Raw genomic sequence first — 24,256 nt, forward strand, 5'->3', positions numbered from 1 at the left:
TCGTTACCCTCTCTGTGCTTTCCTGCGCGCGGCGAGCCGTTCGCGCCTGCTCTGGCCGCGCAGTCTCGCCGCGCCGACGTCCGCCCCAGCCGGAGAGCCGGCCGGAGACCCGGCGGGCGAACCGGCGGGCGAACCGGCGGGGCGGTCCAGCCGGTCGGCGAGGGCGGCGACCGTCGGATGCCGGAAGAGGTCGACCAGCTTGAGCCCGCCGTCCCCGCCGCGCTCGCGCAGCGCCGCCAGGACGGCCAGCAACCTGATCGAGTTGCCGCCCAGGTCGAAGAAGTTGTCGTGCGTGCCGACCCGCTCCAGGCCGAGCGCCTCCGCCCACACCTCCGCCAGCAGCCGCTCGGTCTGCGTGGCCGGGGCGACGTAGGGGCGGCCCAGGTCGGGGCGGGTCGGCGGCGGCTCGGGCAGCAGCGACCTGTCCACCTTGCCGGACCTGTTGACGGGCAACTCCGGCAGGAGGACGACCGAGTCGGGCACCATGTAGCCCGGCAGCCGGTCGCCGAGCCACGCCCGCAGCCGCGCGGCGGGTGGCGGCTCGCCGTCCGCCACCACGTACACCGCCAGCCGGTCACCGCGCACGGACGCCGCCGCCACCGACACCCCGGGGTGCGCCGCGAGGACGGTCTCGATCTCGCCCAGCTCCACGCGGAAGCCGCGCAGCTTGACCTGAGTGTCGACCCGGCCGAGGTAGGACAGCACCCCGTCGGCGTCGTACCTGCCGAGGTCGCCCGTCCGGTACATGCGCTCGCCCGGCGGCCCGTACGGGTCGGCGACGAAGCGCTCCGCGGTCAGCCCGGGCCGGTTGGCGTAACCCCTGGCCATCCCCGACCCCGCCAGGTAGATCTCCCCGGTCACCCCCACGGGCACGGGACTCAGCCGCTCGTCCAGCACGTACGCCCGGCCGTTGGCCACCGGGCGCCCGATCACCACGGGCCGCCCCGGCGACAGGTCGGCCGTGGTCGCGTAGACGGTGGTCTCGCTCGGCCCGTACGCGTCCACGATCCGCCGCCGCGGCGTCGCCCAGCGCTCCACCAGTTCGGCCGGGCACGCCTCGCCGCCGACGGCCAGCGTGCGCAGGTCCGGCAGCGCCGTCTCGCGGGCGTCCGGCGGGCAGGGCAGCGACATGGCGGCCGACGGCGGCAGGAAGGCGTAGGTGACGCGGGAGTCGCGCAGGCGGGCGTACAGGTCCTCGCCGAGCCGCTCGCACTCGCCCGCGACGTGCAGTTCCGCCCCCGCGACGAGGGAGAAGAACACGTCGGACACGGCCACGTCGAACCCGAACGACACGTACTGCAGCACCCGGTCGTCGCCGGTCACGGGGAACTGGTGGCGTACGGCGGTGGCCAGGTTCAGCAGGGCCCGGTGCTCGACGGCGACGCCCTTGGGGGTGCCGGTGGAGCCGGAGGTGTAGAGGATGTAGGCCGTGTTCGCGGGTTCGGGCCGCGCCGCGAGCACCGGCCCGACCGGGGGGATGGGGACGTCGCCGTCGGGGGCGGCCACGGGCACGCCGAGGTCCACGGGCTCGGTCGCGATCAGCAGCCGCACCCCCGCGTCGCCGATCATGAACGCCAGCCGGGCCGCCGGATGCCCGGGATCGAGAGGCACGTACGCGCCTCCCGCGCGCAGGACGGCGAGCGCCGCCACCACCATGTCCGCGCCTCTGGGCAGGCAGAGCCCCACGGGGATCTCCGGCCCGACGCCGGCCGCGCGCAGCCGGCCGGCCAGCCGGTCGGCGCGCTCCAGCACCTCCCGGTACGTGAGCGCGGTGGCGCCGCAGACGAGCGCCGTGGCGCCGGGACGTTCCGCGGCCCGTTCGGCCACCAGGTCGGGGACCAGGCGGGTGCCGGTGGGGGCGGCCGTGCGGTTCCACCCCTCGACGATCAGGCGGCGGTCCGCCGCGGGGAGGAGGCCGGCGGCGCTCACGGGCCGGCCGGGTTCGCCGAGCAGGGCGTCGAGCAGCGTCGCGAAGGCGCGTGCCCAGTGGCGCACGGTCTCCCGGTCGAACAGGTCGGCCCGGTAGACGAGGTGGGCGGCCAGCTCGCCGGCCTGCCGCTCGACGTTCATGAGCAGGTCGAACTTGGCGTCGTCCAGCAGCAGCTCGACGCGCTCCGCGGTGGCGCCGGGCAGGTCGAGGGCCAGCAGGGTGTCGTCGTCGTAGGCCAGCATCACCTGGACGAGCGGGTCGTGGCTCAGCTGCCTGCCGGGGGCGAGGGCGTGCACCACGGCCTCGAACGGGGCCTCGTGGTGCGGCCGGGCCGCGAGGAGGCGCTCGCGCACCTGGCCGATCAGGTCGAGGAACGCGGGGTCGTCCGACAGGTCGGCGCGTACGGCGAGGGTGTTGACCAGCAGGCCGATCATGTTCTGGACGTCCGGGTGGTCGCGGCCGGCCACAGGGACGGCGATGACCAGGTCCCGCTGGCCGCTGATCCTCGCCAGGAACGCGGCGAACGCCGCGAACATCACCATGTACGGCGTCGCGTTCCGCTCGGCGGCGACCTCGGCCAGCCGCCGGCGCGTGCCGGAGGGCAGCGGGACGCCTACGACGCCGCCCGCCGCCGACTGCACGGCGGGGCGGGGCCTGTCGGCGGGCAGGGCGAGCGTCGTGGGCGCGTCCTCGAGCGTCTCCGTCCAGAACGCGACGGAGTCGTCCATGGCGTGCAGCCGCTCCCGCTGCCAGACGGCGTAGTCGGGGTACTGCGGCGCGGGCTCGGACGGCGCGGCGTCCGCCGGTGACTCGCCGGGGGAGGCGAGCCGCCGGTAGGCGTTGGAGAGCTCCTCCAGCAGCAGCCGCAGCGACCAGCCGTCGCACACCAGGTGGTGGACGGTCAGCAGCACGAGGTGGTGCTCGCCGCCGAGGACGTACACCACGCACCGCAGCAGCGGCCCCGCCTCGACGTCGAACGGCGCGGCCGCCTCGGCCTTCATGAGCGCGTGCGCCCGCGCCGCGGGCACGTCCGGCTCGACGCGCAGCGCGGCCTTCCCCTCCTCCGCGACGACCTGGAGGTAGCCGCCGTCGTGCGGCTGGAACACCGTGCGCAGCGACTCGTGCGCGGCGACCACCGCGTCCAGGGCCGCGCGGAACGCCGCGACGTCGAAGGGCCCGCGCACGGTGAAGGCCACGGGCACGTTGTACTGGGCGGTGCCCGGGTTGAGCTGGTCGAGCACCAGCATTCTGGCCTGCGCCGGCGACACGGGGAACTCGTACGTCTCCATCACGACTCCCGGAGGATCGGCTCGATGACTGCGGCGATCTCGGCGGCGGGCCCGGGCCTGAGCAGATCGCTGTGCCCGCAGTCCAGGTCGTGGACCCGCACGTCGCGGGCGGAGCCGCTCCAGCGCTCCGCCTTGACCGCCGAGCCGACGTCGCCGGGCTGGGCGGTGGCCGAGAACAGCAGCACCGTCCCGTCGTAGGGCGGTGGCCGGTAGGTGACGGCCAGCCGCAGATGCCCGGCCACCGTCCCGGCCACCGCCGACAGGTGCTCGCCGGCCAGCCCCGACAGCGGGCCCTCGCTTCCGCGCACGGCGGCGAACACCCGCTCCCGCTCCAGCCGCCCCGGCTGCGCGTAGGGGTGCAGCGTCCGGGTGCGCAGCAGGATGGTCAGCGCCTCCTGCTCGACCTCGTCGGGGTCGGGCTCCACGCCCGGCGGCCAGGGGACCGCGTCCAGCGAGGCGACCAGCCCCACCTGCCGGCCCTCCTCCCGCAGCCGGGCGGCCATCTCGTACGCGAGCAGCCCGCCGAACGAGTGCCCGAGCAGCAGGTACGGCCCCTCCGGCCGGACCGCGAGCAGCCGCGCCAGGTAGTCGTCGGCCAGCTCCCGCATGGTGCCGGGCAGCCGCCAGGCGCCGTCACCGAGCACCGGCGACTGCAGGGCGTGCACCGGCCGGTCCTTCGGAAGGTGGGGGAGCAGCGCGGTGTACGACCAGCCGATGCCCCGGCCGGGGTGCACGCAGAACAGCGGCGCCCGCCCGCCCTCGGCCCGCAGCGTCAGCAGCGGCGACAGGTCCAGCTCGGCCGGAGCCCGATCGGAGCGCGCGTCGAGCCGGATGGCGAGTTCGGCGGGCGTGGGGGCCTCGAACAGGGCGGCGATGGAGGTGCGGACGCCGATCGCGGACTCGATCGCGGCGGTGAGCCGCATGGCCAGCAGCGAGTCCCCGCCGGAGGCGAAGAAGTCGGTGTCCGCGCCCGCCTCCGGCAGCCCGAGCACCTCGGCGAACAGGACGCACAGGTGCTTCTCGCGCGCGGAGCGCGGCTCCGCGGGGTCGTGCGGGCTCGCGGCGGGCCGGGGACCGGCGTCCTGGGAGGCGGCGAGCGGCCCGTCGAGCGGCCCGTCGAGCGGCCCGTCGAGCGGCCCGTCGAGCGGCCCGTCGAGCGGCCCGTCGAGCGGCCCGTCGAGCGGCCCGTCGAGCGGCCCCGGGAGCGGCTTCGGAGGCGGGACGGCGGGCAGGGCGGCGCGGTCGACCTTGCCGTGGGGGGTGAGCGGCAGGCGGTCGAGCGGCACGTACTGGGAGGGGAGCAGATACCTGGGCAGCCGGGCGGCGGCGTGCGCGCGCACCCGCTCCAGCGATCCGCCGGGCACCACGTACGCGACCAGCCGCCGGCCGCCTCCGGGCGCGTCGGCGGCGGCGACGACCGCGCGGGTCACGTCCGGCGAGCTCTCCAGCACCGACTCCACCTCGCCGGGCTCGATCCGGTGGCCGCGGATCTTGAGCTGGCCGTCGGCGCGGCCGGCGAACTCCAGCTCCCCGCCGAACGTCCACCGCGCGAGGTCTCCCGTCCGGTACATCCGCTCGCCGCTCGCGAACGGGTCCGCCACGAAGCGCTCCGCCGTCAGCCCGGGCCGGCCGAGGTAGCCGCGGGACAGGCCCGTCCCCGCGATGTACAGCTCACCGACGACGCCGGCCGGGGCCGGGCGCAGGCGCGCGTCCAGGACGTACACGCGCGTGTTGTCCAGCGGCCGGCCGATCGGCACCGGTCCGCCTTCCGGTCCGCTCCCTGGGCCGTCCCCCACGGGATGGGCGGTGGCGAACGTCGTCGTCTCCGTGGGGCCGTACCCGTTGACCACCCGCGCGCCGTGCCGTGCCGCCCGGCGGACCGCGTCCGGCGGCAGCACGTCGCCCCCCGCCCACACCTCGCCCGCCGCGGCCAGTGCCGCGGGCGCGAGGTCGGCCACGGTGCGGAACAGCTCGGCCGTCAGCCACACCGCGTCCAGCCGGCCGTGCAGGATCGTGTCGGGATGGAGCGGGCCCGGCGGGGCGATGACGACGGTGCCGCCGTTCAGCAGCGGCGCCCACACCTCGTACGTGGCCGCGTCGAACGTGTGCGGGCTGTGCAGCAGCACCCGCCGGTGCCCGGCGAAGCGCCGGTCGGCGGCCAGTTCCGCGACGTTCTCGTGGGTGACGACGACGCCCTTGGGCGCGCCGGTGGAGCCGGAGGTGTACATGACGTAGGCGGCCGAGCCGGGGTGCGCGGGTTCCGGCGCGACACCGTCCCCGCCCCCCTCTACGGCAAGCGGGCTGGTCAGGACGGTGCGGGCGCCGCTGTCGGCGATGATCCGGTCGAGGCGGTCGCGCGGCTGCCCGGGATCCAGCGGGACGTAGCAGCCGCCCGCCTTCAGCACCGCCAGCTGGGCGACCACCAGGTCAGGCGAGCGGTCCATGAGCAGCGCGACCGGCGCCTCCCGGGCCACGTCGAGCCCGGCCGCGACCTGGCCGGAGCGGGCGTCCAGCTCGGCGTAGGTGAGGGCGAGCCCGCCGTGCTCGACGGCCACGGCGTCCGGGGTGCGGGCCGCCTGCGCCGCGAACCGCTCGGGCACCGACCCGCCCGCCCGCGCCCGCGTGGCGCCGTTCCAGGTCACGAGAAGCCGCCGCGTCTCCGCCTCGGGAAGCACGTCGCCGCTCTCCGAGCCCTCGGCCACCCGCTCGAACGCCCGGGTCAGGCGGGCCATGACGGCCTCGGCCTCGGCGCGGCCCACCAGGTCGGCGCGGTGGCCGAGCCGCAGCCACAGCCGCTCGCCGGCCACGACCGTGACGGTGAGCGGGTAGTGGGTGGCGTCGCGCACCTCGGTCAGGCGGACGCCGGAGGAGGCCAGGCCGTCGCGGGGGTAGTTCTCGAAGGCCAGCAGCGTGTCGAACAGCTCGCCGGCGCCGCGCCGCACGTCGGCGAGCCGTACGTGGTGGTAGGCCGAGAGCCGGGCCTGCTCCTCCTGCAGGCGCTCCAGCAGGAGGGGCTCGCCCGTCCTGACCCGGACCGGCAGCGTGTTGATGAACAGCCCCACCATCGACTCCACGCCCCCCAGCTCCGGCGGGCGGCCCGACACCACCGTGCCGAACACCACGTCCGAGCGCCCGGTCAGCCGCGCCAGCACCAGCCCCCACGCCGCCTGCGCCAGCGTGTTGACCGTCACACCCGACCGGCGAGCCCGCCGGCGCAGAGCCTGGCTCAGCTCCGCCGTCAGCTCGGTCTCCACCCTCCCCTGCCGCAGGCTCGCCGCGCTGTCGGCCGGGCTCGCGCCGGGCCGCAGCAGGGTCGGCCCCGGCAGGCCCGCGAGCGCGTCCCGCCAGGCCCGTGCCGCGCGCTCGCCGTCCTGGGCGCGCAGCCAGGCCAGATAGTCCCGGTACGGCGGCGCGGGCGGCAGCGTGCCCGCCCCCGTGTAAAGGCCGGCCAGCTCGCTCGCCAGGATCGGCATCGACCAGCCGTCCACCAGAAGGTGGTGCAGGGTCAGCACCAGCTCCCGCCGGCGCACCAGGGTGGCGCGGACCAGCGGCGGCCGGGTCACGTCGAACGGGCGCAGCAGGTCGGCCTCCAGGATGCGCTCCAGCTCGGCGTCCGACGGCGGGTCCACCTCGGTCCACGGCAGGCGCACCCGGTGCGGGATGACCTGCACCGGCCGGTCCAGCCCTTTGTGGCGGAAGCAGGCGCGCAGGTTGGGATGGCGGCCGAACAGGGTCTCCACGGCCGCCCGCAGCCGGGGCGGGTCCGCCGGCCCGTCGACGGCGAACCTGGCCTGGACGACGTACGCGTCGTCGCCGCCGTACAGGGCGTGGAAGAGCAGGCCCTCCTGCGCGGGGGAGAGCGGCAGCACGTCGGCCAGCGCGCGGCTCACCAGTCGCCGTCCAGGTCCGCTTCGAGCGCCTCGACCTGGCCTTGCGTCAGCTCGACCAGCGGGAAGTCCGAGCTCGTCGCGCCGCCCTCGCCCGCCTGCCCGGCCAGCTCGGCGAGCGCGCCGGACCAGAGCCCGGCCAGCTCCCCCGCGCGTTCCGCGCTGATCGCGGCGGCCGCGTAGGACCAGCTCGCCACCAGCCGGGCGCCGTCCCGGCCCGGTTGGGCGACGGCGTCCAGCTCCACCGCGTACGCCATCGGCGCCTCCGGCATGCCGGCCAGCTCGCCGTCGAACCTGCCCAGGTAGTTGAAGCGCAGGTCGGCGGCGGGCAGGGCGGCGAGCCTCGGCGCGGTGCCCCGGTTGAGGTGGCGCAGCAGCCCGTAGCCGAGCCCGCCCGACGGGACGGCGCGCAGCCGTTCCTTGACGCGCTTGAGCGCGGCGGCGGGCTCTCCCCGGGCGTCCAGCCGCACCGGGTGCTGGGTGGTGAACCAGCCGACGGTGGTGGAGACGTCGGCGTCGTCGGTGAAGGCGTCCCTGCCGTGCCCCTCGACGTCGACGAGCACCTCCGTGCCGCCGCGCCAGCGCGCCACGGCGAGGGCGAGGGCGGTCAGCAGGACCTCGTCCGGCCCGCAGCGGAAGGCGGCGGGCAGGCGGGTGAGGACCTGACCGGTGAGGTCGGCGGGGAGCCGGGTGGTGAGGGTCGTGCGCGGGCCGCCGCGTCCCTTCCACCCCGGTGGCAGGAGGGTCGCGCCGCCCGCCGCCGTCTCCTCCCAGAAGGGCAGCTCCGCCACCCGCTCGGGACGTTCCGCCTCGGCGGCCAGCAGGCGCGCCCAGCGGGCGAACGACGTGCCCTGCGCAGGCCCGGCGGAGCGGGGCGAGCGCAGCAGCGCCTCCAGTTCGGGGCCGATCAGGCGCCAGGAGACGCCGTCCACGGCGAAGTGGTGCGCGGTGACGACCAGCCGGTCCGGCGCGTGCCAGACGGCGGCCAGCATCCGCCCGCTCCCGGGATCGAGCGCCGCACCCGCGTCCGGCCGGGACGCGGCGTGCGGCGGGTCCGCGCCGGGCGCGTCGCCGGCCGGCGCGGACGGGCCCGGGCCGGTGGCCACGCGGCTGAACGGGACCTCCGGCGCCTCCTCCGGAGGCAGGACCTCCAGCTCCCAGCCCGCGTCCGCGCCCCCGTCCGCGCCGGCGTCCGCGTGGCGCAGCAGGCGCGTGCGCAGCGCCGCGTGCCTGGCCGTCAGCGTGCGCAGCGCCGCCCTGATCCGCTCCTCGTCCGTCCCCGCGGGCACGGGCACGGTCAGCGACTGCGTGAACGTGCCGAGCGGGCCTCCGTGCTCGCGCCACCAGTGCATGATCGGCGTGATCGGGAACCGGCCGGAGGGGGAGTCGGCGACGGTGCGTGCGCCGGCCCGGGCGACGGCTGCCAGCGCGGCCGGGGTCCTGGCGACGAACACCTCGCGCGGCGTGAGCCCGAGCCCGTCCGCCCTGGCCCGGCTGACGAGCTGGATCGCCGTGATGCTGTCGCCGCCCATCCGGAAGAAGTCGTCCTCCGCCCCCACCTCCGGCACGCCGAGCAGCTCGGCGAAGAGGGCGCAGAGCGCCGCCTCACGGTCCGTGGCCGGTTCGCGCGACGCACGCCCGGCCCGCCCCGCCACGGGCGGAGCGGGCAGCGCGGCCCGGTCCAGCTTGCCCTGCGGCGTGAGCGGCAGCGCGTCCAGCACCACCAGGTCGCTCGGCACCATCGGCGCGGGCAGCGCCGCCACGGCCCGGGCCAGGACGTCCGCGGTGTCGCACGAGCGGCCCTCGCGCGGCACCAGATAGCCGACGAGGCGGCCGTCGCGGGGCGCGACCGCCGCCCCGGCGACGCACTCGTGCCCGGCGAGCACCGCCTCGATCTCGGCCGGCTCGATCCGGTGGCCGCGCACCTTCACCTGGTCGTCCGCCCGGCCCAGGAACTGCACCTGGCCGTCGGCACGCCGGTGGGCCAGGTCTCCGGTGCGGTACATGCGCTCACCTGGCGGGCCGTACGGGTCCGCGACGAACCGCTCGGCGGTCAGCCCGGGCCGGCCGAGATAGCCTCTCGCCACGCCGGGGCCCGCGACGTACAGCTCGCCGGGGACGCCCACGGGCACCGGCCGCAGCCGGGCGTCCAGGACGTACAGGCGGTGGCCGGCGAGAGGACGGCCGATCGGGGGGAGGCCGCCGCCGGGGGTGAGCGGGTCGCTGACGCTGGCGGCGACCGTGGCCTCCGTCGGCCCGTACGCGTTCCAGAACCGCACGCCCGCCCACGCCGACACCAGCTCCGCCGGGCACACGTCGGCGCCCGAGGCCAGCCCTCGCAGGTCGGGGTAGTCGCCGGGCGGCACGGTCGCCAGCACCGCCGGCGGGACCAGCGCGAACGTGACCCGCCGCTCCCGCAACACGCGGCCCAGGTCCGCACCGATCAGCGGACCCGCGGGCGGGACGACGAGCGTGCCGCCCGAGCCGAACGCCATGCACAGCTCGGCCACCGAGATGTCGAAGGCCGGCGAGCCCAGCTGCGGTACGCGGCTGGAGGCGTCGAGCCCGAACGCGCTCACCAGGGTGCGGGTCAGGCTCGCGACGCCCGCGTGGCCGACCACGACCCCCTTGGGGCGGCCGGTGGAGCCGGAGGTGTACATCACCCAGGCGGCGTCGTGCGCCCGGATCGCCGGCAGCGGTCCCGCGTCGCGCGGTCGGGCCGGGGGCGGCGGTCCGCCCGGCGCGGCCGCCGGTGACAGGCGCTCGATCGCCAGTTCCGGCAGCGTGCCCGGTTCGGCGACCAGCAGCCTCACGCCCGCGTCCTCGATCTGGTACGCGAGCCGTCCGAGCGGATGGTCGAGGTCGAGCGGCAGGTACGCGGCCCCCGCCCGCTGCACCGCCAGGATCGCCACCACCAGGTCCACCGAACGGCCGAGCGCCAGCGCCACCACCCGCTCGGGCCCCGCCCCGCGCTCGCGCAGCGCGCCCGCCAGGCGGTCTGCCCGCTCCAGCAGCTCCCGGTAGGTGAGCCGCTCGCCGTCCGACTCGACGGCGAGCGCGTCGGGCCTGCGCGCCGCCTGCCCGGCCACCAGTTCGGGCAGGCTCGTGAACGGCGGCTCCGAGCCGCGGCCGCCCGACGTGCCGCCCGCTCTGCCGCCCGCGCTGTCCTCGGCGGGGCACGCAGGGGCCGGCGGCAGCTCGCCGGGAGGGACCAGGGCCGCCGCCGACACCGGCGCGTCCGGGTCGGCCACCAGCGAGCCGAGCAACGTCGTGAACGCCTCCGCCCAGGCCCGGACGACCTCGGGCGCGTACAGGTCGGTGCGGACCTCCAGGCTCGCCTCGAACCCGTCGTCGGCGTCGCGCACGATGCCGATCAGGTCGTGCTCCCCGCCGGTGTGCACCCGCTCGGGGTCGGCGATCTCCCGCAGCCGGGCCACGCTGTCCTGGCGGGGCAGGTGCATGAACACCCACTGGAACAGCGGCGAGCGCCCGGCCACCCGCACGGGGTCGACCGCCCGCACGATCCTGCCCACGGGGACGTCGGCGTGCGCCGTCACCTCGGGGAAGCCGGCGGTGAAATCCGACAGCGACTGCGCGAACGTGGTGTCCTCGCCGAAGCGCCAGCGGATCGGGACGGAGTTCATGACGTAGCCGATGACGCGGTCCAGGCCCTTGGCGGACCTGTTGGCCATGGGCGTGCCCGTGATCAGGTCGCGCTCGCCGGTCATCCGGTGCGCGAACACCGCGAACGCCGTCATCAGCACGCCGTACACGGTGGCGCCCCGCTCCTTCGCGAGCGCGCGCACGGCGGCCTCGGTGTCCCGTCCGACGCGGAAGGCGATCTGCTCGACGCCGAACTCGCCGCCCGGGACGGCCGAGCCGACGGTGAGCGGCCGCGGCGGGTCCGCCAGGTAGCGCCGCCACCAGGCGAGCTGGGCGTCGAACACCCCCGCCGCCTCCAGCTCGCGCTGCCAGCCGGCGAAGTCGGCGTACTGGATCACGGGGCGGCGCGGACGCCGCCAGGACCGGTCCGAGGCGCGGTCGCGCACGGCGCGGTAGGCCTCGGTCAGCTCGCCGTGCAGCACGTCGAACGACCACCAGTCGGTCGCGATGTGGTGCAGCGCCAGCACCAGCGTGGAGCGCGTGCCGTCCACGGTGATGAACTGGCCCCTGATCAGCCGCCCGCCGTCGAGGTCGAACGTACGGCGGCTGAAGGCGTGCAGCGCCTCCCGCAGGCCCACGCCCGTGCCGCGCAGGTCAAGCCGCTCCAGCTCGAACGGCTCCGCCGGCGGGAGCTCCACCCGCAGGTCGCCCACCTCGCCCCTGATCCGCATGCGCAGGCTGTCGTGGTGGTCCTGCACGACGGTCAGCGCCGCCTCCAGGTCGGCGGGGTCCACGGGGGTGTCGAAGTGGTACGAGCAGCACAGGTTGAGCGCCGCCGTGTCCGGATAGAGCGACTCGAACACCCACAGATCCTCCTGCGCCGGGCTGAGCCGCACCGGTACGGAGGGGTCGCGCGGCGGCACGACGTCGGGGATCGCCTCCAGCCTGCCCGCCGCGACGAGCCGCCGCAGCAGCTCCACCCGGCGCTTCCCGTCGAGCGCGGCGAACCGCTCCGCGCTGCTGCCCCGTGACGCGGGTCCCGCGTGTCCCCCCGTCGATGTCACTGCCGACGTCACATGTCCTCCCGCAGCTCCGCGAGCCGTTCCAGCCCGGCCAGCACCTCGTTCACGCCGAGCCCGAAGTCGACGAAGCAGGCCACCTCGTCGCAGCCCAGGTCGGCCAGGTCGGCCAGGCTCTTGCGGCACGTCTCGGCGGAGCCGAGCAGGCTGCCCCAGGTCAGATAGCGCTGGAAGGCGAACTCGGCGAGCGTGCCGAGCTGCTCGTCGCTCAGCGCCGCCGCCCGGCCCCCGCCGCCCTTGTTCGCCGCGGTCTGCGCCACGTACGACCTGAGGTAGTCCTTGAGCGGGCCGCCCGCCCGTTCCCTGGCGTGCTCGTCCGTCTCGCCCACGTAGGTGTGGGCCATGAGCGTGACGGTGCCCCTGGCCGGGGAGCCGGGCTGCTCGGGGGCCCGGTCGTAGGCGTCCCGGTAGGCGCGGATCTTCCCGGCCAGTTCCTCGCGGGTCTGGCCGATGGTGGCGCCGAGGATGTTCGTCCGCGTCCGCCCGGCCGCCTCCCACGTCGCGGGGCTGCCCGAGGTCGTGGTCCACAGCGGCAGGTGATCGGAGTACGGGCGCGGCTGCGACGTCACCGTCACCGGCTGGCCCGCGCCGTCGGCGAACTCCACCGCCTCGCCCGCCCACAACCGCCGCAGCAGGGCGAGGTCGCGGAAGGCGCGCTCCCTGCGGTCCTCGTACGCGCCGGGGGCGAGCACGAAGTCCTTCGAGTGCCAGCCGGTCGCCACCGAGACGCCGGTCCGGCCGCGCGACAGGTTGTCGACGACGGCCCAGTCCTCGGCGACGCGCAGCGGGTGGTGCAGCGGGAGCACGAGGCTGCCCGCCCGCACGTGGATGCGCTCCGTGGCCACGGCCAGGGCGGCGCTGAGCAGGGCCGGGTTGGGGAAGACCTGCCCGACCTGCTGGAAGTGCCGCTCGGGGGTCCAGACGGCGGTGAAGCCGAGCCGGTCGGCGGCCTTCGTGATCGCCAGGATGTCGTCGTATTTCGTGGCGTGGCCGACGGTGCTCGCGTCGTCCGCGCCGAAGAACATCACGCTGAGGTCCATGGTGCGCTTCTCCTCAGTGGCGGGTGCGCGGGATTCTGGGCAGGCGGGGGATGGCCGGCCCCTGGGCGGCGGTCAGCCGGGTGGCCAGTTCGGCGATGGTGGGAGCGTTGAAGAGGTGGCCGGCGGTGGCGGGCAGACCCTGCGCCGCGAGGCGCGCGGCGACCCGTACGGCCTGCAGCGAGTTGCCGCCGAGCGCGAAGAATCCGTCGTCGAGCCCGATCCGCGCGACGCCGAGCACGTCTGCCCAGACCGCCGCGATCCGCCGCTCCACATCGGTACGCGGCATCCGCGCCCGCCCTCCGTCCGGCCCGGGAGCGGTTCCGGGAACCCCGTCGGTTCCTGGGGACGGGTCGGGTGCTGCTGGGGAGGTAGGGGACATGTCGGGTATGGGCGGCAGGTCGATGGCAGAGACCGGTACGCCGGGGTCGGCGGCCATGGACTCCAGCGCCCGCACCAGCGCGTCCGCCAGCCACTCCATCACCGGCTCGGCGAAGGCGTCCAGGCGGTACTCGACGGTCACGGCGATACCGGCGGGCGCTCCGTCGTCCCCGTAGTCATCCGTCACGTCGACCAGCAGCTCGAACCGGGCCGCCCCGGTCCTGACCACCTCCACCCGCGTCTCGGCGCCGGGCAGCGACAGTTCGGCCCGCACGTTGTTCTGCAACGCCAGCACCACGTCGACGAGGGGATGCCGCCCGGGGCGCCGTACCGGGCCGAGCTCCTGCACGACCCGCTCGAACGGCACCTCCTGGTGCGAGAACGCCTCCAGGTCCGTCTCCCGCACCCGCGACACCAGCTCGCCCGCGGACGGATCGCCCGACAGGTCGGCACGCAGGACGAGCAGGTTGACGAAGAAGCCGACCAGGTCTCCCACCTCGTCGCCTGACCGCCCCGCGACCGGCGCGCCGATGGGCAGGTCGGTGCCCGCGCCCGCCCGTTCGAGCACCACGGCCAGGCCCGCCTGCAGGACCATGAACAGCGTCGCCCCGCGTTCCCTGCCCAGCTCGACCAGCCGCCGGTGCAGGACGGGGCCGACCCTCGTCCGCACCGTGCCCGCCGCGCCCGCCGCGCCCGCCGTGCCCGCTGTCTCCGCATCCCGCGTCCGGGGCCTGCGTGGAAGGGCGAGCGGCTCGGGCAGATCCGCCAGCGTCTTCCGCCAGTAGCCGAGCTCGGCGCCGGACAGCGCGTCCACCCGCGTACGGTGCCGCACCGCGTGGTCGGCGTACCGGACCGGCAGGGGAGGGAACGCGGCGGTCCGGCCCTCCAGCCGCTCCCGGTAGGCCCGCGACAGGTCGCGCATGAACGGCGGCAGCGACCACCCGTCGGTGGCGATGTGGTGCATGACCAGCAGCAGCGCGTGCTCGTCCGGTCCCGTCGTGAACAACACGGAGTGGATCGGCAGCTCGGCGCCCAGGTCGAAGCGGTGCCTCGCCGCCGCGGCCACCCGCGCGTCCAGCTCGTCCGGCGCCACCTCGACGGCGCTGAAACCGGGTCTGGCCTGCTCCGCGGGCAGCACCCTCTGGGCAGGCTCCCCGTCGTGCGCGGCGAAGACCGTGCGGAGCGGCTCGTGCCGTGCCACCACGTCCTCCAGGGCGCCGCGCAGGGCCGCCACGTCCACGGAGCCGCTGAGCCGTACCAGCATGGGCATGTTGTAGGCCACGCCCGCGTCGATCTGGTCGAGGAACCACAGGCGGCGCTGCGCGAACGACAGCGGCAGCGCGCTCCCCGGCGGCGGGGAACCGTCCGTCACGCCGTTCCCGGTATTGCTCGCAGGGGCGCCCAGCAGAGCGCCGGCGGGCGCCGGGTCGTGGCGGAGGTCCGGGACGCGAGCGGCGACCGCGGCCACCGTCGGCCCCTCGAACAGGGTTCTGACACCCACCTCCACGCCCAGCTCGGCGTGGATCCTGCTGAGGAGCCTGGCCACCGTCAGCGAGTCGCCGCCCAGCCTGAAGAAGTCGTCGGTCACCCCCACCTCCGGCACCCCGAGAACCTCGGCGAACAGCTCGCACAACCGCCGCTCCACCTCGTCGCGCGGCCCTTCGGCGATGGCCGGCTCGTACGACGGCGCGGGCAGGGCGGCGCGGTCCAGCTTGCCGGTGGCGGTCAGCGGCAACGCCTCCAGCACCACGAACGCCGACGGCACCATGAAGGCGGGCAGCGCCGCCGCAGCGTGGGCCCGCAGCGCCTCGCCGTCCACCGCGTCCCCGGGGCGCGGCACCACGTACGCGACCAGCCGCCGCTCGCCGGGCGTGTCCTCCCTGGCCACCACGCTCACCCGGGCGGCGGCGGGGTGGGCGGCCAGCACGGAGGCCACCTCGTCCGGCTCGACGCGGAACCCGCGGATCTTGACCTGCTCGTCGGCCCGCCCCACATACTCCAGCGTTCCCGCGCGGCGCCGTACCAGGTCGCCCGTGCGGTACATGCGCTCGCCCGGCGCGCCGAACGGGTCGGCCACGAACCGCTCGGCGCTCGCCGACGGCCGTCCCAGGTAGCCCAGGGCCAGCCCCTCACCGGCCGCGTACAGCTCGCCGACCTCCCCGTCCGCCACCGGCCGCAGCCGCGCGTCCAGGACGTGCACCCGCTTGCCCCGCAGCGGCGTGCCGATGGGCACGGGCCCGCCGCCGGGGGTGATCGGGTGCGTGGTCATGAAGATCATGCCTTCGACCGGCCCGTAGCCGTTGCTCACCCGCAGGCCGGGATGGCGTTCGAGAGCGCGCCCGACGTGCGCGGGCGACGGCGCCTCGCCGCCGACGACCAGGTGCCGCACGCCGGCGAGCGCGCCGGGGTACTCGTCCACGATCACGTTGAACAGGCTGCTCGACAGGTACATGCAGGTGACCTGGTGTTCGGCGGCCAGCCGGGCCATCACCATCGGATCCGGCCGCTGCCCCGGGTGCAGCACGCAGGTGCCGCCGGACAGCAGCGGCCCCCACAGCTCCAGGGCGAACGCGTCCCACGACACCGGCGAGCACTGCAGCCACACCGCGTCGAACGGCGCGTAGTCCTGGCCCGTCACCGTGGCCACGATCGCCCGGTGCGGGGCGGCGACGCCCTTGGGCCTGCCGGTGGAGCCCGAGGTGTACATGACGCAGGCGACGCCGTCGTGGCGGGCGTCGTACGGCAGGGGTTCGAGCCCGGAGGGGGTGAGGACGGCGGCGGCGCCCGCGTCGGCCACCACGGCGCGCAGCCGTTCCTCGGGGAAGTCCGGGTCGAGCACCAGGTATCCGGCGCCGGCCTTCAGCACGGCCAGCAGCGCGACGACGAACTCGGGGCCGCGTTCCATGCGCACCCCGACCAGGCGTCCGGGCCGCACACCAGGGCCTTCCGCAGCCCGGGCCCCGAGCCGCGCGGCGAGCTCCGAGGCGCGCGCGTCCAGCTCGGCGTAGGTCAGCCGCTCGCCCGCGCCGATGAGCGCCGTCCTGCCGGGGGTCCGCGCCGCCTGCCGCGCGAAGACCTCGTGCACACCGCCGGGAGATCCGTTCGGCACGCCCATCGTCACGACCGGGTGAGGCTCGCCGGGCGCATGTCCGTCCAGTGCGTCTCGATGTAGGACAGGCACGCGGCCCGCGGGCTCTCCTCCAGCGCCACCCGCCAGCCCGCGGGCACGCCGATGCCGGCCGGCCAGAGCGAGTGCTGGTTCTCGTCGTTCACCAGCACCAGGTAGGAGCCGTTCTCGTCCTCGAAGGGGTTGGTGGTCATGGTCAGCCTCCCGCGGGTTGCTGCTCGAGGTCGGGGGTCAGGACGTCGATGTGGCGTACGGCGCGGCGGGCCAGCCCCCACAGGGCGGCGCCGGCGCCGAGCAGGCCGGCGATGAACAACATCGCCGCCATGCCGCTGCCCGGCCCGGTCCCGACGAGGGGCCGCAGCAGCCCGGCCAGGCCGGTCCCGGCCGCGGCCTGCGGTTCGAAGACCTGGTCGGCGAGCGGGCCGGAGAAGGCCATCGCGACCGGCGAGGAGATCTGCGAGACGAACATGACGGCGCCGAACACCCGCCCCTGCCGGTCCTTCGGCACCTTGGTCTGGATGATCGACTGCATCGAGCCGTTGACGATCGGCATGATCATCGCGCCGACGAGCATGGTCGCGGTCCAGGCGACGACGCCGTGCACCACGGCCGTCGCGATCTGCGCGCTCACGCACATGCCGACGACGCCGAGCATCATGCCGAGCGCCCGGTTCTTCGGGCCGCCCCATGCGGCCAGCAGCAGGCCGCCCGCGATGCCGCCGGCGCCGATGCCGGCGTTCACGCTGGCCAGCGCGGAGACGTCGCTGCCGGTCCTGGCCAGGATCATCGGCTGCACCACGGCGAACCCGAAGACCATCACCAGGTTGACCGTGAAGAACACCAGGATGAGCCCGCGCAGGCTGGGCTGGGCGAACAGGTAGCGCAGCCCTTCCAGCGAGTCGGCGCCGAGGCGCTTGCGCGTCCCGGCCTCGCCGGGCCGGTCGCCGTCCATGCGCACCAGGCGTACGGTGAGCAGCGCGACGGCGAAGCTCAGCAGGTCGATCCAGAGCACCACGCCGAGGCCGCCGGTCACCACCAGCAGCCCGGCCAGCGCGGGCCCGCCCACGTCGGCGACGCTCTTGGCGGTGGCGAGCAGGCCGTTGGCCCGCTGCAGCTGCTCCTTGCCGACCAGCAGCGGCACGGCCGACGACAGGGCGGGAAACTGGAAGGCGGCGGCGGCGCCGAGCAGCGCGACGGTGACGTAGACCTGCCACAGGTGCAGGTCTCCGAGGAAATAGACGGCCGTCATGGCGGCGACGGCGACGAGCCCGCCGAGGTCGGCCAGCTGCAGGGCGGTGCGCTTGCGGAAGCGGTCGACGATGGCGCCCGCGGTGGGGCTCAGCAACATCTGGGGCAGCAGCGCGCAGAGCGACAGCGCCACCACCTGGGTGACCTGGTGGTCGACCGTCCATGCCTGGATGACCAGGGAGAAGCGGAGAACGGAATTCCCGATGAGGGTGACGACCTGGCCACTCCAAACCAGGCTGAATCTACCCATTCCAGAGAATCGCTGGATAAATCGGTTCTGTTGCGACGGTTGTTTGGACGATGGAGGTTCACCCATGTGTGCCCGAGGCCCTTCTGATGAAAGGAACCCTGAGGTGGCCTACCGTTCACAGCCGCCTCATGTGTACCTTCACACACCGTTTTGGGCGGAGCAATACGCTCTTTGTGGTTTTGTAATTACGTCCTGTCAAAGGTCGAGGTCAGCCGCGCGGAGCGCTTCGGCGGCGACCGCATGGCGCATCTCGCGGATGCCGTCGCGGCCCCGCACCGGATGCACGGAGTTCGTCAGCAGCACCACGGTCAGCCGGCGACCGGGATCGACGACGAGCGAGGTCCCGGTGAAGCCCGAATGCCCGTACGCGCCGTCCAGCGGTCCCACGATGGCCGGATCGCCGAGCCGCACCCCCAGCCCGTGGCGGAAGGGGGCGCCCTCGGCACCCTGGTCGCGTGTCATCTCCGCCACGCTCTCCCGGCTCAGCATCGGGCCGCCGCCGCGCCGCAGCGCCTCGCCGAAGGCGAGCACGTCCCCGGCCGTCGCGAACAGCCCCGCGTGCCCCGCCACACCGCCCAGCGCGTAGGCGGTCTCGTCGTGCACCTCGCCCCGCACGCAACCGGGCCCGGGGCGCTCCGCCTTCCACTCGGTCGCGGCCACCCGCGCCGGCGACGCGGGCCGGTAGCCGGTGCCGGCCAGGCCGAGCACCTCGGTGATGCGGGCGCGGACCAGCGCGTCCAGCGGCGCGCCGCCGGCCAGCTCCGCGATCCGGCCCGCCACGACCATGCCGACGTCGCTGTAGAGGTAGGGCCCGCCGACCGGATGGACGATCGGCGTCTCCAGCATCGCGGCCATCCGCGCGGCGGCGTCCGCGCCGGGCAGTTCCAGGTCGATGCGGCGGGTCGGCGGCAGGCCCGCCGTGTGGGTGAGCAGGTGGCGCAGGGTGATCCGCCCGTCGCGCGCGGGGATCCGGCGCGCCACGGGCTCGTCCAGGTCCAGCCGGCCATCCTCGGCCAGCGAGAGCAGCACGACCGTGGTGAACAGCTTGCTGATCGAGGCCAGGTCGAAGATCGAGTCGCGGAGCGCCGGCGGGCGTTCCCCGGCCGGCGTCCCGTCCGCGTCCGCGTACCGTACGAGCTCGCCGGCCGCCGAGGCGGCGGCCACGGACCCGTTCACGGCGATCAGCGCGACCGCCGCCGAGCACACGCGCGACACCCCGTCCGCCAGGATCGTGTCCAGCCGGTCGTTCATCCCCGTCCCCTCATCCCCGTCGCGGTCCTGCCCGCGGTCCTGTCGCGGCCCTGTCGTGGTGTGGTGGCCTCAGCCGCTCAGCCGCTCAGCCGCTCAGCCGCTCAGCCGCTCAGCCGCTCAGCGCGTCGCTGAGACGCTCGCCGTGCGACTCCAGCAGCGCGCGGGCCGCCTCGGCGTCGAGCCCGTGCTGGATCATCAGCACCGCGATCTTCGCCTGGCCGCCGGCCGCGTCCAGCGCCGCCACGGCCGTCTCCTGGTCGGCTCCGGTGATGTCCCTGACCATGCGCAGCGCCCGCCCGGCGAGCTTGTTGTTCATCGCCGACATCTCGATCATCTCGTTGCCGTACGTGCGGCCGAGCCTGACCATGGAGATCGTGGAGATCATGTTCAGCACGAGCTTCTGCGCCGTCCCGGCCTTGAGGCGGGTCGAGCCGGTCACCACTTCAGGCCCCACGACCACCTCGATCGCGTGTTCGGCGGCGGCCGACAGCGGCGCGTCCGCGTTGCACGACAGGGCGGCGGTGAGCGCGCCGCGGCCGGCCGCCTCCGCCAGCGCGCCCAGCACGAAAGGGGCCCGGCCGCTGGCGGAGACGCCCAGCACCGAGTCCAGCGGCCCCGCCTCCAGGGCCTTGATCGCGGCGGCCCCGGCCTCCGCGTCGTCCTCCGCACCCTCGACGGACCGGGTCAGCGCCTCGGGCCCACCGGCGATGATCCCCTGCACCAGCGAAGGGTCGGTGCCGAACGTGGGCGGGCACTCGCTGGCGTCGAGCACCGCCAGCCGTCCCGACGTTCCCGCGCCGACGTACAGCAGCCGGCCGCCCTCGGCCATCCGCGCCGCGATGGCGTCGATGGCGGCCGAGATGGCCGGGATGGCCGCCGCCACGGCGGCGGGCACGGCCGTGTCGGCCTGGTTCATCAGTCGGGCGATCTCCTCGGTGGGCAGCCGGTCGATCTGGCTGTAGCGGGGGTCGCTCTGCTCGGTGGACAGCTCGGGTAGCGGATCAATCATGACGCTAATTTCCACCCTTTACTTCTCTCTTGTAAATATCTTTCAGACAATGGGTTCATGACGCACGTACGCACCGGAGCAGAACGGCTGGCCACGACCCCCTCGCTCGCAGGGGGAACCCGCCTCGGCCTGATCACGAACCCCACCGGAATCCTCCCCGACCTGACCCCCACCCCCGACGCGCTCATGGCCGCCGGCGCCCGCCTCACCGCCATGTTCGGACCCGAGCACGGCATGCGCGGCACCGCTCAGGCGGCCGGCAGCGAGGGCGACACGGTGGACGAGAGGACCGGGCTGCCGGTGTACGACACCCACAAGCTCTCGGGCGAGGCGCTGGACCGCGTCGTCGCCGCCTCCGGAGTGGACACCCTGGTCTTCGACATCGCCGACGTCGGCGCCCGCTTCTACACCTACGTCTGGACCATGTACGACCTCATGGAGTCCGCCGCCCGGCTGGGCCTGCGGTTCGTGGTGCTGGACCGGCCCAACCCGCTCGGCGGCACCGTGGAGGAGGGCCCGCTGCTCGACCCGGCGTTCGCCAGCTTCGTGGGGCGGTTCCCGCTGCCCGTGCGGCACGGCAGGACCGTGGGGGAGCTGGCCGTGCTGTTCGGGTTCGACCTGGACCTGCACGTGATCGAGATGGAGGGCTGGCGGCGCGACATGGCGTACGCCGAGACCGGGCTGCCCTGGGTGATGCCGTCGGTCAACATGCCGACCGTGGACACCGCGCTCGTCTACCCGGGCACCGGCCTGTTCGAGGGCACCGACTTGTCCGAGGGGCGCGGCACCACCAGGCCGTTCGAGCTGGTCGGGGCGCCGTACGTCGACGAGCGGTTCGCCCCCGCGCTGGCCGGGCTCGGCCTGCCGGGCGTGCGCTTCCGCGAGACGTGGTTCACGCCGACGTTCCACAAGCACGCCGGCACGCCCGTCCGCGGGGTCCAGCTCCACGTGCACGACCGCCACGCGTTCCGGCCGGTGCTGACGGGCCTGTCGATGTTGCACGTGGCCCGCACCCTCTACCCCGACGACCTGCGCTGGTGGGGCCCCGACCTGTTCATGGACCACCTGTGGGGCTCCGACGCGCTGACCCGCACCATGGACGCCGGCGGGGACCCCCGCGAGCTGTGCCCGCCCCCGGCGCACCCCGACGGCCCGCTGCTCTACGGCGGCTCCGCGGAGGGCTGAACGCGCGCCTGCGGGGGCCGTGTCCAACGGCCCCCGGCGGGTGTCAGGTTGTGCAGGGACGCGGGCCATCACGCCAGATCGCGCCGGTAGAGCCAGAAGACGCGTTCCGCCCGCGCGCCGACGGCACGCGAGTAGAACCGCAACGGCCCGACCCACCCGATCTGGGCGTCGGCCTGCCCGGCGGCCCGCTGGTCGGCCAGGCACCTGCGCAGCAGCACCCGGCCGAGGCCCAGGCCGCGCGCGTCCGGCGCGGTGCCCGTGGGCCCGAACCAGGCAGGCCGCGCGCCCCAGGCGGCGAACCCCAGGACGCGCCCGTCACGCTCGCCGTAGTGCACCCCGGCCGCCTGCGCGGCCTCCCAGGCCCAGGAGTCGTTGAAGTGCTCGCGGACGAACGCCGTGACCCGCCCGCGGTCGTCGCCGGCCGCGTGCACGGTCACGCCGTGCCGGGCCAGCCGTTCGAGGTCGTCCTCCACGGACAGGTCCACGCTCAGGTCGGCCGTCATGTTCCAGACGACGGAGTAGCGCTCGTATCCGAGGCGCTCGGCGAGACAGGCGGCGGCGGTGTAGCGCACGTCGATGCCCGGCCAGGCATAGCACGGCGTGTTGCCGGCGAAGCGCACCTGCCGGACGCCCTGCCCGGCCAGCCACTCCTCGGCCGCCCGCACCAGCGCCCGCCCGCGCCCGTGGCCCTGCGCCGACGGGTGCACGGCCAGCAGGTCGATGTGCCCGGCCGGGCCCTCGGCGTCGTCGGTGTCCTTGGTGGACGTCGACGCCATCACGACCCCGCCGTCCGTGGTCAGCGCCGTCCACTTCCGCCCGGCAGGGGGCCGCGACAGATGGCCGATCAGGGCCGCGGCCTCCGCGATGTCCAGCCTCAGCGCCGCGGTGGCGACCTCGGACGCCTCGGCGAGCCCGTCGGCCGATCCCGTGGACCCCGGTGTCGCCCACGGGGCGGCCCGCACGATGTGGGCCATCACACCTCGCTCATCGGGCGGGCGATCACGCTGCGGCGCTCGGGGAAGAAGCACGCGTGCTCCTGCGGGACGCCCTCGGTCAGCTGCAGCAGCGGCCGCTCGTCCTCGCACCGCTCGCCGCGGAACGGACAGCGGCGCGCGAACAGGCAGCCCTCGTCGGCCTGGCTCTCGTCCAGCGACTCCAGCGGCTCCACCGGCTGCTCGCCCGGCCGCTCCAGGCCGTGCAGCACCGGGATGGCCGACAGCAGCGACTGCGTGTACGGGTGCACCGGGTCGGCGATGATCGTGTCCACCGGGCCGCGCTCGACGACCTGGCCGCGGTAGATGACGTACAGCTCGCCGTCGCCGCCGATGTAGCGGGCGGTGGCCACGTCGTGCGTGATGAACAGCACGCTCACGCCCAGCCGCTCGCGCAGGTCCTTCAGCAGCGCCAGAATGCCCAGCCGCAGCGACACGTCGATCATCGAGACGGCCTCGTCCGCGACGAGCATCTCGGGATCGACGGTCAGCGCCCGGGCGATGACGACGCGCTGCCGCATCCCGCCGGACAGCTGGTGGGGGTAGCGCGACAACACCGAGCCCGGATCGAGCCCCACCAGCGACAGCACCTCGGCCGCCCGCTCCTCCATCCACGTCCTGGACCGCCCGGTCTGCCTGGCCCGCAGGCTGAGCGGCGCGTGCAGCGTCTGGTGGACCGTCCTGGTCGGGTTGAGCGCGGAGTAGGGGTCCTGGTGGATCATCTGGATCTTGCGGAAGTGCGGCTGGCGCTGCTTGGGCTTGAGCGGCGACATCGGCACGTCGCCGATCACGACGTCACCCGCGTCGTACGTCTCCAGCCCCGCGATGATGCGCCCCAGCGTCGTCTTGCCGCACCCGGACTCGCCGATGAACGAGGCGGCGCCGCCCTTCGGGATCGCGAAGTCGACGCCGCGCAGCGCCTGCACCTCGCGGGCGCCGAGCACCTTGCCGCGCTGCTTGAACGTCTTGACGATGCCGGTCCCGGTGATCATGCGTGCTCCTTCACGGTCACGGCGTGGCAGGCCACCGTCCTCGGCCCGCCGGCCCCGTCGCCGGTACGGGCCTCGGGGTCCATGGTGTCGCACACGTCCATGCGCAGCGGGCAGCGCTCCCTGAACACGCAGCCCTCGGCCGGCACCGTGGCCAGCGTCGGCGGCCGTCCCGGCAGCGCCTGGGCCTCGTCGATGTCGCCGACGAGCCGGGGAATGGCCTTGATCAGGCCCCTTGTGTAGGGGTGCCGCGGCGCGCCCAGCACCTCCCTGGTCGGGCCCTGCTCGACGAGCCGGCCGCCGTACATGACGGCCAGCCGGTCGGCGACCTCGGCCACCACGCCGATGTCGTGCGTGATGACGAGCGTCGTCAGGCCGCGCTCCGCGTGCACCTCACGGACGATCTTCAGGATGTTCGCCTGGGTGATCATGTCGAGCGCGGTCGTCGGCTCGTCGAGCACGACCAGGTGCGCGTTGAGCACCAGCGCGAGCATGATGCCGACCCGCTGGCGCATGCCGCCGGACAGCTCGTGCTGGTGCGAGTCGAGCACCCTGGCGCCGTCCAGGCCCATCCGGCCGAGCAGCTCCTTGGCCTCGCGCACCAGAGCGCGCAGGTCGTCCACGCCGTGCGAGCGGCCCAGGTCGAGCAGCTGCTTGCCGACGGTCTTGAGCGGGTTGAGCGAGTTCTGGGCGGCCTGGAAGACGTAGCCGATGTGCTTGCCGCGCGCCTTGCGCAGCTGCTCGTTCCGCAGGCCCACCACGTCGCCGAGCCCGTCGATCTCGACGCTGCCCGCCGAGATCCGGCCCGGCGGCTGCACCGCGTTCAGCAGCGACAGCGCGAGCGTGGACTTGCCCGAGCCGGACTCGCCGACGATGCCGGTGATGGTGCCGGGCTCCAGCGTCAGGTCCACGTTCCTGACCGCGGGCAGCTCGCCCGCGGGCGTCTTGTAGACGACCGTGAGGCCGTCGATGCGCACTCCCGGCGCAGTCTTCGTCACG

The 24,256-nt window shown here is 75.0% G+C and carries 13 protein-coding genes; 1 reads left to right on the plus strand and 12 read right to left on the minus strand.

Annotation, left to right across the window (positions count from 1 at the left end; all coding sequences use genetic code 11):
• Positions 1–3 precede the first annotated feature (3 nt).
• The 9 genes from ABGB14_RS08700 to murQ all read right to left on the minus strand — a co-directional run bounded on the left by ABGB14_RS08700 (position 4) and on the right by murQ (position 20,091).
• Positions 4–3,219: an amino acid adenylation domain-containing protein gene (locus tag ABGB14_RS08700; protein WP_347643005.1), complete on the minus strand. Its 3,216-nt coding sequence runs from the start codon at positions 3,217–3,219 to the stop codon at positions 4–6.
• Positions 3,219–7,109: an amino acid adenylation domain-containing protein gene (locus tag ABGB14_RS08705; protein WP_347643006.1), complete on the minus strand. Its 3,891-nt coding sequence runs from the start codon at positions 7,107–7,109 to the stop codon at positions 3,219–3,221. Before ABGB14_RS08705 ends, ABGB14_RS08700 begins: the two co-directional genes overlap by 1 nt.
• A complete protein-coding gene (locus tag ABGB14_RS08710; protein WP_347643007.1) occupies positions 7,106–11,785 on the minus strand; it encodes an amino acid adenylation domain-containing protein in 4,680 nt (1,559 codons plus the stop codon). Before ABGB14_RS08710 ends, ABGB14_RS08705 begins: the two co-directional genes overlap by 4 nt.
• Complete coding sequence (locus ABGB14_RS08715) at positions 11,782–12,828, minus strand: MupA/Atu3671 family FMN-dependent luciferase-like monooxygenase (RefSeq protein ID WP_347643008.1); 1,047 nt, start codon at positions 12,826–12,828, stop codon at positions 11,782–11,784. Before ABGB14_RS08715 ends, ABGB14_RS08710 begins: the two co-directional genes overlap by 4 nt.
• A gap of 13 nt (positions 12,829–12,841) precedes the next feature.
• Positions 12,842–16,315, minus strand: coding sequence for an AMP-binding protein (locus ABGB14_RS08720; RefSeq protein WP_347643009.1), 3,474 nt, complete (start codon positions 16,313–16,315; stop codon positions 12,842–12,844).
• A gap of 8 nt (positions 16,316–16,323) precedes the next feature.
• Entirely contained in the window at positions 16,324–16,527 is a 204-nt protein-coding gene (locus tag ABGB14_RS08725; RefSeq protein WP_347643010.1) for an MbtH family protein, read from the minus strand.
• 2 nt (positions 16,528–16,529) lie between these two features.
• The gene (locus ABGB14_RS08730; protein ID WP_347643011.1) at positions 16,530–17,831 is read right to left on the minus strand and encodes an MFS transporter; all 1,302 of its coding nucleotides are present in this window, start codon (positions 17,829–17,831) and stop codon (positions 16,530–16,532) included.
• Positions 17,832–18,026: 195 nt separating this feature from the next.
• The gene (locus tag ABGB14_RS08735; RefSeq protein WP_347643012.1) at positions 18,027–19,082 is read right to left on the minus strand and encodes a serine hydrolase domain-containing protein; all 1,056 of its coding nucleotides are present in this window, start codon (positions 19,080–19,082) and stop codon (positions 18,027–18,029) included.
• 109 nt (positions 19,083–19,191) lie between these two features.
• Positions 19,192–20,091 carry an N-acetylmuramic acid 6-phosphate etherase gene (murQ, locus tag ABGB14_RS08740; protein ID WP_347643013.1) on the minus strand — a complete coding sequence of 300 codons (900 nt, stop codon included), beginning with the start codon at positions 20,089–20,091 and terminating at the stop codon, positions 19,192–19,194.
• 57 nt (positions 20,092–20,148) lie between these two features.
• On the opposite strand from murQ, the gene ABGB14_RS08745 reads away from it, so the two are divergent.
• Entirely contained in the window at positions 20,149–21,276 is a 1,128-nt protein-coding gene (locus ABGB14_RS08745; protein ID WP_347643014.1) for a DUF1343 domain-containing protein, read from the plus strand.
• A 68-nt stretch (positions 21,277–21,344) separates the two neighbouring features.
• Here the strand turns inward: ABGB14_RS08745 and ABGB14_RS08750 are convergent, their stop codons facing one another.
• Genes ABGB14_RS08750 through ABGB14_RS08760 form a run of 3 tightly spaced genes read right to left on the minus strand, consistent with a single transcriptional unit; the run spans position 21,345 to position 24,255 of the window.
• Positions 21,345–22,250, minus strand: a complete 906-nt coding sequence (locus ABGB14_RS08750) for a GNAT family N-acetyltransferase (protein ID WP_347643015.1) — start codon at positions 22,248–22,250, stop codon at positions 21,345–21,347.
• Positions 22,250–23,260, minus strand: a complete 1,011-nt coding sequence (locus tag ABGB14_RS08755) for an ABC transporter ATP-binding protein (RefSeq protein ID WP_347643016.1) — start codon at positions 23,258–23,260, stop codon at positions 22,250–22,252. Before ABGB14_RS08755 ends, ABGB14_RS08750 begins: the two co-directional genes overlap by 1 nt.
• Positions 23,257–24,255: an ABC transporter ATP-binding protein gene (locus ABGB14_RS08760; RefSeq protein WP_347643017.1), complete on the minus strand. Its 999-nt coding sequence runs from the start codon at positions 24,253–24,255 to the stop codon at positions 23,257–23,259. The genes ABGB14_RS08755 and ABGB14_RS08760 overlap by 4 nt, the downstream gene beginning before the upstream one ends.
• Position 24,256: the final 1 nt, after the last annotated feature.

The sequence above is a fragment of the Nonomuraea sp. B10E15 genome (assembly GCF_039871615.1).
Classification (GTDB): Bacteria; Actinomycetota; Actinomycetes; order Streptosporangiales; family Streptosporangiaceae; genus Nonomuraea.

Coding starts and splice junctions, on each gene's coding strand:
- ABGB14_RS08700 (WP_347643005.1), bottom strand. CDS start 3,219: ATGGAGACGTACGAGTTCCCCGTGTCGCCGGCGCAGGCCAGAATGCTG.
- ABGB14_RS08715 (WP_347643008.1), bottom strand. CDS start 12,828: ATGGACCTCAGCGTGATGTTCTTCGGCGCGGACGACGCGAGCACCGTC.
- ABGB14_RS08725 (WP_347643010.1), bottom strand. CDS start 16,527: ATGACCACCAACCCCTTCGAGGACGAGAACGGCTCCTACCTGGTGCTG.
- ABGB14_RS08730 (WP_347643011.1), bottom strand. CDS start 17,831: ATGGGTAGATTCAGCCTGGTTTGGAGTGGCCAGGTCGTCACCCTCATC.
- ABGB14_RS08735 (WP_347643012.1), bottom strand. CDS start 19,082: ATGAACGACCGGCTGGACACGATCCTGGCGGACGGGGTGTCGCGCGTG.
- murQ (WP_347643013.1), bottom strand. CDS start 20,091: ATGATTGATCCGCTACCCGAGCTGTCCACCGAGCAGAGCGACCCCCGC.
- ABGB14_RS08745 (WP_347643014.1), top strand. CDS start 20,149: ATGACGCACGTACGCACCGGAGCAGAACGGCTGGCCACGACCCCCTCG.
- ABGB14_RS08750 (WP_347643015.1), bottom strand. CDS start 22,250: ATGGCCCACATCGTGCGGGCCGCCCCGTGGGCGACACCGGGGTCCACG.
- ABGB14_RS08755 (WP_347643016.1), bottom strand. CDS start 23,260: ATGATCACCGGGACCGGCATCGTCAAGACGTTCAAGCAGCGCGGCAAG.